The sequence below is a fragment of the Rothia terrae genome (genome assembly GCF_012396615.1).
Lineage (GTDB): Bacteria > Actinomycetota > Actinomycetes > Actinomycetales > Micrococcaceae > Rothia > Rothia terrae.
Genome location: NZ_JAAXPV010000002.1, coordinates 58,167 through 71,850, shown reverse-complemented (window position 1 = coordinate 71,850; position 13,684 = coordinate 58,167). Strand labels below are relative to the sequence as shown.

The following is a 13,684-nucleotide window of genomic DNA, read 5'->3' as shown; positions in this document are numbered from 1 at the left end:
AACCCTTATTTACTGAAAACGTTCTTTGAATCGTGAGAAGAAACCGGTGTGATGCTTTTGCTCTACGACCTCGCTTCGTCCCAAGTCCTCGTTGCGTGATTCTGCGAATTGACGCAACAAATCGCGCTGGTGATCGGTGAGATCGTCAGGGATGCGCACCTCAAAATGAACGTGCAGGCTACCCCTACCACCACCGCGCAGACGGGTAGCGCCCAAATCCTTGAGCGTTACAACATCACCGGTTTGGGTGCCAGGCTTGACGGAGATTTCCTGAGGTCCGTCAAAGCTATCCAGAGTAATTGCAGTGCCCAAAGCCGCAGCAGCCATTGAAATGACAATCGTTGCGTGCAAATCATCGCCGTCGCGGGTAAACGTGGGATCCGGATTTACCCGAAGCTCTACATACAAATCACCGTTAGCTCCACCGGCAACCCCAGCCTCGCCCTGACCCGAAAGGCGGATGCGAGTGCCATCAGCAACGCCAGCAGGAATCTTGATGGTCAGCGGCTTACGCTCACGTACGCGTCCTTCGCCGTAGCATTCGTGGCAAGGATGCTTAATAACAGTGCCATACCCGTTACAGGAGGGGCACTGAACGGGCTGTACAACGGTGCCGAGAATAGACTGAACCTGACGCTGCATGTACCCCTGACCGCCGCAGGTATCACACGTTTCTGGGCTATAACCGGGTTCTGTGCCTTCGCCTTCACAGACGTCACAGCTCACCGCAGTATCTACGGTAATTTCTTTGTTCACGCCAAAGACAGCATCTACCAAGTCAACGCGTACTTGAATGAGCGCGTCCTGTCCCTGGCGAGTACGGCTAGCGGGCCCCTGCGGCTGCTGGCTGAAGAAAGTATTGAAAATATCTTCAAAGCCTCCAAAACCGCCGAAGCCGCCACCGCCGCCGAAGCCAGAGGGATTGCCGTTCTCGTTGCCAGTGCGATCATAATTGCTACGCTTTTCGGGGTCTGAGAGAACTTCGTAGGCATGCGAAACTCGCTTGAATTCGTTGGCCGCTTCTTCACCCGGGTTCAAATCGGGATGGAGAGTGCGAGCTTTCTTACGGTATGCCTTCTTGATTTCTTCAGGGCTGGCGTCTTTAGAGACACCCAGGGTTTCGTAGTGATCGCTCACGAATACTCTTTCCTCTTCATACTCTGTGTTAATAATTAAAAGCTTTGAATCGCATTAGATTGATTACATTAAACGCGACAAATATTTAGCTACAGCTCGTACAGCGGCTAGGTTCGCTGAATAGTCCATGCGTGTAGGCCCGACAATCCCTAGTTTAGAGACGTTTTCCTGGCCATATCCAGAGGCAACCACCGCTGTATCGTTCAGTAGCTCTTTCTCATTTTCAGATCCAATGCGTACTAAAAATCCACGCTGATCTTGCTGAAGCTCATCTAATAGTCGCAAGACCACAACTTGTTCTTCAAGCGCGTCGAGAATCGGAGCGATACTGTGTGAGAAATCATCGGTTGATTCAACAAGATAGGACGTACCGGCAATAGCTAGGCGGGACACTTGATGATGCCGCATCAGCTGCTCTACGGCCGACATAACGGTGTCATAAGCGGCCCGCAGGCGGTGGGAAACGGATGGCGTAACAGCGGAATCCTTCTCCAAAACGGATGCGCGGACGGTTCTGCACAGCACAGGTATATCTGCATCAGAGATATTGACCTGCTTCAGCTGTTTCTGAAGCACCTCGGCATTGCTTAAGACAACGATCAACAGTAACTGATGCGCCCCAAGAGGAACCAAATCTATATGGCGAACAAGCGGTTCAGAGATTATCGGGTACTGAGCGACCGCGACCTGGTGAGTGAGTTGCGACAACAAACGAACCGTTCGATCCATCATCTGATCTACATCATCAGCAGAGTCGAGAAAGCGTTCGATTGCGTCCTTTTGCGCTGTAGACAGGGGTCTGACCGCTGCAATCTGGTCAACAAATAGCCTATAGCCCTTGTTGGTTGGAATTCTGCCAGCACTGGCGTGAGGGGCAGTAATCACCCCTTCATTTTCTAATGAAGCCATATCATTTCTGACAGTGGCACTCGAGACCTTCATATTGTGGCGCTCAATCAGAGCCTTAGAACCCACCGGTTCTCGAGAATGAACATAGTCTTCAACGATTGCCTGTAAAACTTTCAGCTGGCGCTCGCGGTTCACCTGAGTGCATCCTCCTTCCACACGTTGTCCACTGGCACTTTAGAGAGCAGAGTGCTAATTCTTACTCTAATATTTTTCTGAGTTTTGCGCCTACCCGTACGCTGTTGGCACAAGAGCGGCTGCCGATACTGCACAATTAAAAGAATTCATTCATGACGAGAGCAAGGGGTAGCATGAGCGGCGCCACTTCGTGGGGGCCTCAGGATTTGAGTGTCCTCGCCCAGCAACACAACACACCGAAGGCGAAATCCATTTACCTCCAAAAAGGACTTTTATTGGAGGACGTCCAATCAGGCTGGGTAGGAATTGTTGTTTCTTTTGAGACAATCGGCGGGATGCAGGTTTTTGGACTTGAGGACGCTGCTCGACGCGTCAAAAAATTTCCTCTGGGGCCGGGATTTCTGTTTGAGGGCGAGCCCGTCATCGTCGTAGCGCCCAAAAAGAAGGCTGCGCCATCTCAACCTAAAATTTCACGATCAGGTTCAATCGCGGTTGAAAATGCTCCTGCACGAGTTGCTCGAGCGTCACGCATTTGGGTTGAGGGAACTCACGACGCTGAGTTGATTGAAAAAGTGTGGGGACATGATCTAAGGGTTGAGGGCATCGTTGTTGAGCCTTTGCACGGCCTCGACGATTTGGCCGGCGCTATTCAAGCATTCGGCCCGTCACCACAACGAAAATTGGGGGTTCTAGTTGACCACCTCGTAACGGGTACCAAAGAGAGCAGAATTGTTGAAGATGCTCTTCGCGTGCCCGGGGCAAAAGGGAATGTTCTCGTGGTGGGGCACCCATTTGTGGATGTGTGGCAAGCTATTAAGCCTAAAACCCTGGGTCTTTCTAAGTGGCCGGTAGTGCCCCGCACAGAATCATGGAAAGAAGGCATCCTCAAAAGACTAGGTATGCCACATTCAACGCAAGCCGGCATCGCTCAGTCGTGGAAATTAATGTTATCCAAAGTTGATTCTTATTCCGATTTGGAACCGCAGATACTTGGACCTGTCGAACAACTGATTGACTTTTTGACGGTTGACCAATAATTCTGTGAGCAATCTCTTGATGAAATTAGTTAGATTCCCTGTGCAATCACCTAGTTTCTTCATAAAATAAACATGACGTAAAGCGTTTATCGATGCTTTCCCCCTTGTAAACCCCTATAAGAATGAGCTGCCCTTGAATACTGCAACTAAGATTCCTTCTGACTCACAATTCGAAGGAACCCATGCTGCTGCTGGTAATTTAAGCGTTTCTGAAGACCGCAATATCGCAACACTCGCTCATTTCAGCGGTGTTCTAGGTTGCGTACCTTCAGCAGTTATTTACTACCTTTACAAGGGACGTGGCCCTTTCACCCAGCAGGAATCGCGCGAAGCACTGAACTTCACCTTGTTGCCAACGATTGTTCTCGTTGTTTCTTTCGCTCTGTGCACCGTTCCCGACGTTGGCGGATTTTTCGGTATGCTTGCCGCTCTGATTTGGGCTTATCTTGCAGTGATGTCCTTGGTCGGTGGCATCAAAGTCAATAAGGGTAACCCCTATCTCTACCCCATGAACACTCGCTTGTTCGATATGATTTCTCGCAAGAAATAACATCTATTAAGCGCATCGGGGGTAGCAAAGCTTCAAAGCTTTGCTACCCCCGATGCTTAGTTAAACGCTCTTTATTCGGTTTCTGGCAGAAGCTCCCGCGTCACTGCGTCCCCCAGCAGACGACCCTTGAAGGTCAGGACAACCCTACCGTTGGCTAGTTCAGTGGAGTCAATTAGTTCTTGTAAAACAAGCCATTGAAGTTTTGGCTCTAACGCCTCACCGTGGATCTCTTGGAGATAAGAAGTTGAGACGCCCTCTACGGTTCGCAGCATCAACATGATACTTTCAAAGTCCCGGGTGGAGGGCTCAAGTATCTCGCGTGCAGCTGCTGGAGACTGGTTGTTTCGGATGCGCCCAGAGTAGGCAACGGGGTGCTTGACGTTCCACCAACGAGTGCCGTTGATATGAGAATGCGCTCCGGGGCCAATGCCCCACCAGTCCTGGTTCTTCCAGTACGCGTAATTATGGGTGCTTTGAGTCTGTGGACTAGTTGAAAAGTTTGAGACCTCGTACCACCGGTAACCTGCCGAAGACAATAGTTTTTCCGCCTCGGTGTACATATCTGCCATGAGATCATCATCGGGCAACTCATACTGTCCACGCTTAATCTGCACCGCTAGTTTGGTACCGTCCTCAACAATGAGTGAATACGCTGAGATATGGTCAGGGCGGTAGCTGATCGCAGATTTAATCGACTGTACCCACTGCTCCAAAGTCTCACCCGGTGTGCCATAAATAAGGTCCACCGAAACCTGCAAACCAGCATCCTTAGCCCACTGAACTACCTTGGGCACATTAGCTGGAGTATGAGTACGATCCAGAACCTCTAGAACTTCCGGAACAGCAGATTGCATTCCAAAAGAAACTCTAGTGAAACCACCATCAGCTAACACCTGCAAATCTTCCGCGGTCACAGAATCTGGATTTGCCTCGGTGGTTACTTCTGCATTATCTTCCAGCCCGAACAAATCAATAGCATGTTGGAGGATGCGCACCAGATCGCGAGCAGGCAATTTGGTGGGCGTCCCGCCACCAAAAAATACGGTATGCAACTTCCGTGCAGGTGCCCCATTATCCCGAAGGACGCGAGCCGAAAAATCCAGCTCAGCGATGGCGTCCTGCGCATAAGAATCAAGACCTACACCATTGCCAAAATCATCAACAGCGTACGTATTGAAATCACAGTAACCACACCGAATCGAACAAAACGGTACATGCACATACAGGCTAAAAGCGCGATGCTCCGCGCCGATGGTGGATTCTTGCGGAATCGAACCATCGAGCGGAGCAGGCAAACCTAAAGGTTGAGCTGGGGTCACTTCTTGGACTTATCCTTTGACTCTTCGCCAGAAGAAAGCGCAGCGATGAAGGCTTCTTGGGGAACCTCCACACGGCCCACCATCTTCATGCGCTTCTTACCTTCCTTCTGCTTTTCAAGAAGCTTACGCTTACGTGAAATATCGCCACCATAGCACTTCGACAAAACGTCCTTGCGAATCGCGCGAATATTTTCACGCGCAATGATGCGTGAGCCAATGGCTGCCTGAATTGGCACCTCAAATTGCTGGCGAGGAATAAGCTCACGGAGCTTACCGGTCATCATCACGCCATACGAATACGCTTTATCTCGGTGAGTAATCGCGCTGAAAGCATCAACCTTCTCACCCTGCAAGAGGATATCGACCTTGACGAGGTCAGCTTCTTCTTCACCATCGAGTTTCCAATCCAATGAGGCATAACCCTTGGTACGTGATTTCAGCTGATCAAAGAAGTCGAAGACAATTTCAGCAAGCGGCAACCGGTAACGAAGTTCAACACGATCCTGTGACAGGTAGTCCATGCCCCCCATAATGCCGCGACGGGACTGGCAAAGCTCCATAATTGCACCAATAAATTCACTGGGCGCAATAATCGTACACGCAACCATTGGTTCACGAATCTCCGCGATTTTACCCTCGGGGAATTCGCTGGGATTAGTCACACGACGAGTCTCGCCTGATTCGTCCACTACATCGTAGATAACGTTGGGTGCTGTAGAAATTAAGTCGAGGTTGAACTCGCGTTCCAAGCGCTCGCGTACGATTTCAAGGTGCAAAAGACCCAAAAAGCCTACGCGGAAACCAAAGCCGAGTGCTGCCGAGGTCTCAGGCTCATAAATCAAAGCTGCGTCGTTCAGCTTGAGTTTGTCCAGCGCATCACGCAGGACCGGGTAGTCAGAGCCGTCGATAGGGAACAATCCCGAGAACACCATGGGCTTGGGATCTTCGTATCCACCCAAAGAATCTGATGCTCCATTCACTGAGCTAGTGACGGTATCGCCAACACGAGATTGGCGGACGTCCTTAACACCGGTGATCAAGTAGCCTACTTCACCAACGCCAAGACCCTTAGTGGGGTTGGGTTCGGGCGAAATCACACCAATTTCAAGTAGATCGTGCTCGGCGCTAGTAGACATCATCTTAATTTTTTGACGCGACTCCAAACGGCCATCCACCACGCGAACATAAGTAACCACACCGCGGTAGGAATCGTAGACTGAGTCAAAAATCATAGCTCGGGCAGGAGCATCCGCCTTACCCTCAGGCGCGGGGAGAAGCTCAACAATACGGTCCAGAAGTTCTGTCACGCCTTCACCGGTTTTACCTGAAACACGCAAAACATCCTCGGGCTCGACACCAATCAGATGAGCGAGTTCCTCCGCATACTTATCAGGCTGAGCTGCCGGAAGGTCAATCTTATTAAGCACAGGAATAATGGTCAGATCATTTTCCATTGCCAGATACAGATTCGCCAGGGTCTGAGCCTCAATGCCCTGAGCCGCATCCACCAACAAAAGCGCACCTTCACACGCAGCCAGCGAGCGTGATACCTCGTAAGTGAAGTCAACGTGACCGGGGGTATCAATCATATTCAACGCATAATTCACGCCATCTTTTTCCCACGGCATACGAACGGCCTGCGACTTAATAGTGATGCCGCGTTCACGTTCGATATCCATACGGTCAAGATACTGCGCCTTCATCTCACGGGGTGTAACAACTCCGGTAGCCTGCAGCATGCGGTCAGCGAGGGTCGACTTACCGTGGTCAATATGCGCAATAATGCAAAAATTGCGAATGACGGCTGGATCTGTTGCCGAAGGAACCGGAGGGTTAGTGGCCAAGGGTGACACGTAGGTATCGTCCTTTCTACACGCGCGCTCACGCGAAGAACAGTAGATATGAGGCACACAAAATGCCCGTTGAAAACTCAAAAGTTAATTCTAACAAGGCAACCGTAGAAAACGTATTCCAATCCGATATCTGCCGGGTGGCAAATAGCACGGTGATGTAGCTATCCGGCAAAGTTTTTGTCTAGCTCATCTTGAAACTCAATGCGTAGCGTGGGTACAGCGGTAAAGTTAAAACATGAATTTCAATCTCTCCACCGTCCGAAAGATCATCAGTTTCGGTCAACGCGCCTACCGCGAATATCAAAAAGTTCAGAAACTCCAAAAACCCACTTCCGGCCAGGAATCTCGCCCGGCTGGCTATACCTCTCCCGAAAACGTTCCCACGCATGGAACAGCCGCCTCGCGATTGTCAGCTCCCTACCCCGGCGATTACTCAGGCACAGTTCACGCAGCCTACTCCCCTCAACCTGATGGTCAACCAGGCCCAGGTGAAGTGGTATGGACATGGGTTCCTTACCAGGAAGATTACTCGCAAGGTAAAGATCGTCCCGTGCTTATTATTGGACACGACAACCAGTACCTACTGGCCCTGATGCTGACCAGCAAAGACAACACCAACGTTTTAGATCGTGACCCGCGATACCTTGATATCGGTACCGGCTCATGGGACTCAAAGGGGCGTGCATCTGAAGTTAAACTCGATCGCGTTCTACGGGTTCTCCCCCAGGACGTTCGCCGTGAAGGCTCTGTCATTGCAGAGAACCTTTTCAATAAGATTATTTACGCTCTGAACCAGCAATAACACGGTTTCTGTGGCATAAATCTTAGAGGTTTGGCTGGCAAAGTCTGGTACAGTCTATAGATGTGTGTCCGATGGTCATTGGACACAGCTGGTTGATTGCCATAGGCATCCCCACGCCGCTCAGTCGATGATCGACCAGCGTCGCCCTCACCGACCAATTAGACAAACAGAAAGTTATACAAGTGGCTAACATCAAGTCCCAGAAGAAGCGCATCCTTACCAACGAGAAGGCTCGTCTGCGTAACAACACGATCAAGTCTGATCTGAAGACCAGCATCCGTAAGGTAAACCAGGCTGTAGAGGCTTCAAACGTTGAAGCAGCAACCGAAGCGCTCCGCACTGCAAGCCGCAAGCTTGACAAGGCTGTTTCAAAGGGTGTTCTGCACAAGAAGAACGCTGCTAATAAGAAGTCAGGTCTTGCAGCTCGTGTAAACAAGCTTTCAGCATAAGTTTTACTTATGTAGCTTTTTAGAAACTTCTAAAAAGCAAAATGACCCCTCATCACGAGGGGTCATTTTTATTTAAAGTTTTTACCTGCCAGCGGTTGCAATGGCAAGCACTGCCTTCTCTACAACGTACTCGGGAGTTGAGGACTCCCCCTTCAGAGCTGCATCAGCTTCAGCTAATACAGTGAATATTCGAGCGATATCGTCGGATGAGAACCTGCGTGATTCGCGCAGTGCCTGTTGAGCTTGCCAGGGAGCCATACCCGGTATTCCATTGGCTGAACGGCCGCCATGCACTTTCGAAATATTTCGCATGCGGGCGGCAAGAGCACCTACCAATGGAATAGGCTCAACTCCTGTATCTAGAGCATTGCGAAGAAGTTTCATAGCTACCCGCGGATTTCCTGAAACAGCCGCATCAGAAACTTTGAAGGCAGTAACCTCAACCCGATGACCGTAGTATTTATCGACCAGTTTGAGATCGATTGTTCCTTCAGAGTCCTTAACCAATTGCTGGCAGGCGGAGGCTAACTCCGAAATATCGTTGCCAGCAGCCGAGACCAGCATCTCTACCGCATCCGGTTGAATGTGCCGTCCCATATCTTTCACCATGTAGTGAACAAAATTCTGTTTTTCGGAATCCTTCTTAAGCGGCTTGATTTCAATAAAGGGATGCGACGATTTTTTGACGGTATCAATCAGCTTTTTACCTTTGTTACCGCCGCTGTGAATCATCACTACAACTGAGTCAGTATCTGGTGTTTGCACGTACTGCAAAGCGTCTGGAAGAAAAGCATCGCTCATTGACGCTAGATTTTCTACTTCAACAATCTTTGCGCCACCGAACAACGAAGGGCTTGTTTCGGCGATTAGTTGACCAGTTTTGTAATCTTTAGCGTTCAACTGAATAACTTCAACATCATCGTTGGCTTTTCGAAATTCAGCGCGAATTCGATCTCGTGCTCGACTTGCAAAGAACTCTTCTGATCCGTAGAGCATGATGACGGGTGCTGGGCCCACTGTTTTCCACGCATAGGTTTCTGAATTGTTTGTTGCACGAGCCACGACAGCACCTCATTTTTGTCTTATAGTCCGATTAGAGCATAACGAAATGAACCCGCTAGCGCTAACTCCTACCGCGCGCATGAGAGCTAACCATCATAAGTCTTCCTTGTTCTACATACGTAGCGATGTGCCCTGACTCGATGGTGCTCGCGGTGGGTACATGATGTTGGGCAAGATATTGAGTAATTTCTTGGTGTGGGTGACCGTATTCGTTATTCTTGCCTGCTGAAATCAGCGCAAGTTGTGGATGCGTGGCCTCCAGTAAAGCTGTGCCTGCGCCTTTCGAACCGTGATGAGGGACAGCCAATACATCAGCGTGAACATCTGGATTTTGCGATAGCAACTTCTGCACACCCGGTTTTTCTAGATCGCCGGTGGCTAGATATGTCAGATTTCGATCCTCGATGCAAGAGATATTGAGTAGCTCTGTCAACGAGTCATTGTTGTACGATGCTTCTAGATGTGCTGTTAAACCGTCTGGACTCAACGTCTTTGCTTCAACGCTACATTGGTCACCGGTGAATCCTAACGACTGACCTTGTAGCTGCCTTTGCAAATTTGTGTACCCTGACGGCAGTTGCTTCTGCTCAAAAACAGTTGAGACGTATACGGGTGTACCACGAAATTTTTCAACGCTTTCTAGGGCTTTGACATGGTCCTCGTGTTCATGGGTCAAAAATATTCCTTCCAATTTCGATATTCCTGCCCAATTCAAGCAGCCTAGGAGCTTATCGGGCTCGTCCCCAGCGTCCACGAGGACTGCACTGTCATGGTCGATATGTATCAAGGACGCGCTCCCCTGCCCAACATCGCAGGTCACAATCTGCCACTGATTAGGAGCCGCGGTTACACGTTGCGTCCCCAATTCATGACCAATTGTGAACCCAGCTAACACGGTGATTATCAGCCAAAAAAACCAGGTCTGTTGACGACGCATCCTTCTATGGTTACCACGAATGGACATCGTGACCTCTATCAGTGTAGAAGGCAGTTCGTTCAAGATGCCCTCTAAGCTTCAGTCCGCAGATAGTCACCAATACGATAACTATTAGGGCGAGAGACATTGTTCTCCACGATGGTTCAAGGGGCACGACACTCAGTGGTAAACCGGATACCCAGTGGGCAATATTCATGAGAGCTCGACAGCACATTCCAGCTAATTGTATGAGCAACTGCACGAGTGCATCCAAGCTGGGAACTGAGTTTAGATGCAGAAAAATAGCTACTGTAGCGAGCAAACCGATTATGGTCACCGGTGCAACAATGAATGTTGCCATGATATTAGCTGGAACGGAGTACGTTTGGTAGGACTGCACCATCAGAATCATCACAGGAGCGCACCACAGCGAGGCAGAGATAGGAATCGCTAGTATTTCCGAAATCAGACGCGGCATAACAGTTGAAAAAACTATGACCAGTGCTGGCGCCAGGATAATGAGAGCTGCAGTAGCGATAACAGATAGGGCAAAACCATAATCGAGGGCATAACGCGGTTCTATCATCAAAAGCGCAATAACGGCGACCCAGAGCATGGGTGCGCTAAAGCGTCCTGTGCCTGAGATGAGTGCAAGGGCTCCTAGAACACCCATGCATAGGGCTCGCAGAACTGACGGTTCAGCACCTACTAATGACACGTAGAGTACTATAGCCCCAGTTGAAATCATGATATTGAGAGTGCGGTGGCACCTAAAATACTGAAGCACCCTGAAACCTAACACAAAGACCAGGCTTATATTTGCACCGGAAACCGCGGTGAGATGCGTTAGACCGGTGGTTCTAAAATCATTCGCTGTCTCATCGCTCATTCCGGAATCGTCACCGTAGGTCATTCCTAGAACGAGGGCCGCTTCGTCTTGGTCAAGGTTTGATTCGGTGTACTCACGCATTCTCGTTTTAAAAGCCAACGTCGCGGGTTCTTGTCCCCTGTGCTGAAGAGTCGCGGTCGGTCGCATAATGCGGTAGTGGCTACCTGTCGCTTGCAAGGTTCCGCGCACCGAGATGGTATCGCCTACTTTCATTTCAGCGCTATCGTAGGTGGTGAAAGAAACAGGTAGATCAAAAGGACTTTGAAAATTGCGCGCTTTCATTTTTGTCCCTTGAACAATGATTCTTTGAGAATTTTCGCCTTTTTCAGCAGTTCTCACAGTTCCGGTGATTTCAACAAATGAATTGTTCCACTCATTAGCTGCCTTGAACGCCTCTACCTGATGGGTAGCAGTTAACAACAAACTCTGCGCAAGAGTTATACCTGAAGCTAAGACGATTAGACCGGTGTATTGTTCAGCGGGTGTGTAAAACATTCTTGCGGCAATAGCACAGATCAGCACTGCCGACACTAGATAGATGTAACCCAAAAACTGATCCGGGGAGATGATAATGCCGGACGTTGCACCCCAAATACCAAGAGCCGGTAATAGCATCCGCGTATCGGTGATGCTGGCGTGCGCTCTCTTCCGGTAGCTTGCCTCGAGATCTTTTGAATATGAAGCAGCTAATGACTTCCAGATCCTCTGCACCTTGATTGACTTCATGTTTACACCGTCACTAGCGGTGTCAGCATCTCGAGCATCGCAGGTCCGATGCCGGGAACGTTATCTAAATCAGCAACCGAACTGAATCCACCGTTAGTTTCTCTCCACGAAATGATTTTTTCAGCGGTGGCAGGTCCGACTTTAGGTAGCTCTTGAAGTTGCTCGGATGTTGCGGTATTGAGATTGATAACTGTGCCGGAGCTGGCGGAGGGATTTACACCGGCAGTGCTCGCCGCAACGGGTAGCCCTACAACTTGCTCCCCCACCGCAGGAATATATATTTGGGCGCCATCGGTCGCTGATGCAGCAAGGTTGACCTTAGAGGTATCTGCTTCTGCCGTTACTCCCCCAGCTTTTTCTACCGCATCGTTGACGCGAGAACCTTGGGGCAACTGAAAGACACCGGGTTGATGTACCTGCCCAACAACGTGAACAACTACCGTGCCGTTGGAAGTCACCTGTGATGCTGTAGCTGAGGTAGTGGGGATTTGTGCTGGGTTCTCCGACGCTTCGTTTGAAGTTTTCGCATCTTCTGCTGTAGCCACGACTGTAGCATCCTGGGATCCTTGATGCGAAAGCAGGAAACTAAGAGCTATGACCGTGGCAAAAAGAATAAATAAGCCAGCGATAGATTTTAAGGAAGGCGGTTGCCAACGAACTACGGAATGTTTAAGTGGCTCAGGCTGAGGCCGATCTTCGTGATCAAATTCGTAGGCATAGTTGATGGCACTTCGTGGAAACTGATCTGGTTCAGTTGTATCACGGCCTCTCCGCTTGGCTAGTAGCCGAGTCACAGCATCCGGTTCAGCGTCTGTTTCAGGAGAATGTGGTTCGTACATGCCTCAAGAGTAAATGCGTCCCACTCAGGATGTTGGGGAAAATATGAAAATGTGGATAAAACCCGGTTTTTAGTGACTTATCCACACAAGCTGTGTCCACAAAAGACGGGTGTCCACATTAGTAAACGGCAACTGCTAAGATACCAAGACCAGTATGAGCTGACAAAACTGCTGGCAATGCGGTCAAAACGGTGGCCTGATCGCCGTTGATGTCTCGAGCAAAATCTACTGCTTCGGCTCTATTCCCACAGTAATGTACTGCGACAACGCGTCCTTGGGTTGCCAAAAGCATTTCATCATGGCTGCCTGCTACCTGATATCGCTCTCGGCATTCAGTGGTAATAATTTCTTTAAGACGCTCTTTAGCCCTCGACGCGGTGCGTGGGCGTTCAAGGTACACCAAACGACCATCTTCAACCGTTGCTACCGGCATGATTTGGAACATCTGACCTACTCGAGCTAATGCCGGATGTATGCGGCCGCCTTTTCGTAGCGCATCTAAAGTAGGCACATAAAAAATGAGACGTGTGCGTTCACTAATTTCGTATGCTGCATCAACCAAAACGGCCAGATTGTCGTAAGTTTCAGTCAGACGCATGAGTTCGCGTACCACTGTTCCCTGAGCCATCGCTACAGTTTTGGTATCAATGACATGGATTGGCAGATCAAGCTGGTGGGATGCGGCGTGAGCCGCGTTGACTGTACCTGAAAGCTGCCCGGAGAGATGGACTGAGAAAATCGCATCGAATCCTTCAGCTTCAAATTGTTGATAAACCCGCTGAAAATCACCGGGCGAAGGAGAGGACGTCTGAACAACTTCGCCTTGAATATGAGCTAACGCTATTCGTTCTTCAACATCTGGGGTAGAGGTAATATCTGTGTCGTTGATGCGAACGCCGAGAGTGACGACAGCAAAACGCCCAGATTCTTCAAACTTTTTAATCTCACCTGCATCCAAAGCACAGGCAGAATCAGTAACGATAGCAATCTTCTTCACACCCTTATACTAGCGTGCGCGAATCAAGCCATAAAAAATGTGGGGATACGTGAAATACGTATCC

Annotated in this window: 13 protein-coding genes; 4 read left to right on the top strand and 9 right to left on the bottom strand. The window is 49.7% G+C overall.

All coding sequences use genetic code 11. The features are described 5' to 3' along the window. Positions 1-9 precede the first annotated feature (9 nt). Positions 10-1,137, bottom strand: a complete 1,128-nt coding sequence (gene dnaJ, locus HF984_RS01475; protein ID WP_168613913.1) for a molecular chaperone DnaJ — start codon at positions 1,135-1,137, stop codon at positions 10-12. A 63-nt stretch (positions 1,138-1,200) separates the two neighbouring features. Beyond that, on the bottom strand, positions 1,201-2,181 hold the full coding sequence (hrcA, locus tag HF984_RS01470; protein ID WP_168613912.1) for a heat-inducible transcriptional repressor HrcA: 981 nt from the start codon (positions 2,179-2,181) through the stop codon (positions 1,201-1,203). 173 nt (positions 2,182-2,354) lie between these two features. On the opposite strand from hrcA, the gene HF984_RS01465 reads away from it, so the two are divergent. Together HF984_RS01465 and HF984_RS01460 are read left to right on the top strand one after the other, a co-directional pair. Then, on the top strand, positions 2,355-3,218 hold the full coding sequence (locus tag HF984_RS01465; RefSeq protein WP_168613911.1) for a DUF3097 family protein: 864 nt from the start codon (positions 2,355-2,357) through the stop codon (positions 3,216-3,218). A gap of 133 nt (positions 3,219-3,351) precedes the next feature. Further along, positions 3,352-3,768: a DUF4870 domain-containing protein gene (locus HF984_RS01460; protein WP_228008024.1), complete on the top strand. Its 417-nt coding sequence runs from the start codon at positions 3,352-3,354 to the stop codon at positions 3,766-3,768. A gap of 71 nt (positions 3,769-3,839) precedes the next feature. On the opposite strand, the gene hemW is transcribed toward HF984_RS01460, so the two are convergent. Together hemW and lepA are read right to left on the bottom strand one after the other, a co-directional pair. Then, positions 3,840-5,087, bottom strand: coding sequence for a radical SAM family heme chaperone HemW (gene hemW, locus HF984_RS01455; protein WP_168613910.1), 1,248 nt, complete (start codon positions 5,085-5,087; stop codon positions 3,840-3,842). After that, positions 5,084-6,940, bottom strand: coding sequence for a translation elongation factor 4 (gene lepA / locus HF984_RS01450; RefSeq protein ID WP_168613909.1), 1,857 nt, complete (start codon positions 6,938-6,940; stop codon positions 5,084-5,086). Before lepA ends, hemW begins: the two co-directional genes overlap by 4 nt. A 235-nt stretch (positions 6,941-7,175) precedes the next feature. Between lepA and HF984_RS01445 the strand changes: the two genes are divergently transcribed. Next, positions 7,176-7,742 carry a type II toxin-antitoxin system PemK/MazF family toxin gene (locus HF984_RS01445; protein WP_168613908.1) on the top strand — a complete coding sequence of 189 codons (567 nt, stop codon included), beginning with the start codon at positions 7,176-7,178 and terminating at the stop codon, positions 7,740-7,742. A gap of 182 nt (positions 7,743-7,924) precedes the next feature. After that, positions 7,925-8,191: a 30S ribosomal protein S20 gene (rpsT, locus tag HF984_RS01440; protein ID WP_168613907.1), complete on the top strand. Its 267-nt coding sequence runs from the start codon at positions 7,925-7,927 to the stop codon at positions 8,189-8,191. A gap of 81 nt (positions 8,192-8,272) precedes the next feature. Here rpsT and holA read toward each other — a convergent pair whose 3' ends face one another. The 5 genes from holA to HF984_RS01415 all read right to left on the bottom strand — a co-directional run bounded on the left by holA (position 8,273) and on the right by HF984_RS01415 (position 13,620). Beyond that, complete coding sequence (gene holA / locus HF984_RS01435; RefSeq protein WP_343947484.1) at positions 8,273-9,253, bottom strand: DNA polymerase III subunit delta; 981 nt, start codon at positions 9,251-9,253, stop codon at positions 8,273-8,275. Positions 9,254-9,314: 61 nt separating this feature from the next. Further along, positions 9,315-10,217 (bottom strand): ComEC/Rec2 family competence protein, encoded by a 903-nt coding sequence (locus HF984_RS01430; protein ID WP_168613906.1) that lies wholly within the window; start codon positions 10,215-10,217, stop codon positions 9,315-9,317. Next, complete coding sequence (locus tag HF984_RS01425) at positions 10,201-11,784, bottom strand: ComEC/Rec2 family competence protein (RefSeq protein WP_168613905.1); 1,584 nt, start codon at positions 11,782-11,784, stop codon at positions 10,201-10,203. The genes HF984_RS01430 and HF984_RS01425 overlap by 17 nt, the downstream gene beginning before the upstream one ends. Before the next feature lie 2 nt (positions 11,785-11,786). Further along, positions 11,787-12,329, bottom strand: coding sequence for a helix-hairpin-helix domain-containing protein (locus tag HF984_RS11795; protein ID WP_228008022.1), 543 nt, complete (start codon positions 12,327-12,329; stop codon positions 11,787-11,789). A 412-nt stretch (positions 12,330-12,741) separates the two neighbouring features. After that, positions 12,742-13,620 carry a DegV family protein gene (locus HF984_RS01415; RefSeq protein WP_168613903.1) on the bottom strand — a complete coding sequence of 293 codons (879 nt, stop codon included), beginning with the start codon at positions 13,618-13,620 and terminating at the stop codon, positions 12,742-12,744. Positions 13,621-13,684 lie beyond the last annotated feature (64 nt).

Bases quoted from the DNA above. Each gene is read 5' to 3' on its own strand.
- HF984_RS01465 (WP_168613911.1), top strand. From the start codon at position 2,355: ATGAGCGGCGCCACTTCGTGGGGGCCTCAGGATTTGAGTGTCCTCGCC.
- HF984_RS01445 (WP_168613908.1), top strand. From the start codon at position 7,176: ATGAATTTCAATCTCTCCACCGTCCGAAAGATCATCAGTTTCGGTCAA.
- HF984_RS01430 (WP_168613906.1), bottom strand. From the start codon at position 10,217: ATGTCCATTCGTGGTAACCATAGAAGGATGCGTCGTCAACAGACCTGG.
- HF984_RS01425 (WP_168613905.1), bottom strand. From the start codon at position 11,784: ATGAAGTCAATCAAGGTGCAGAGGATCTGGAAGTCATTAGCTGCTTCA.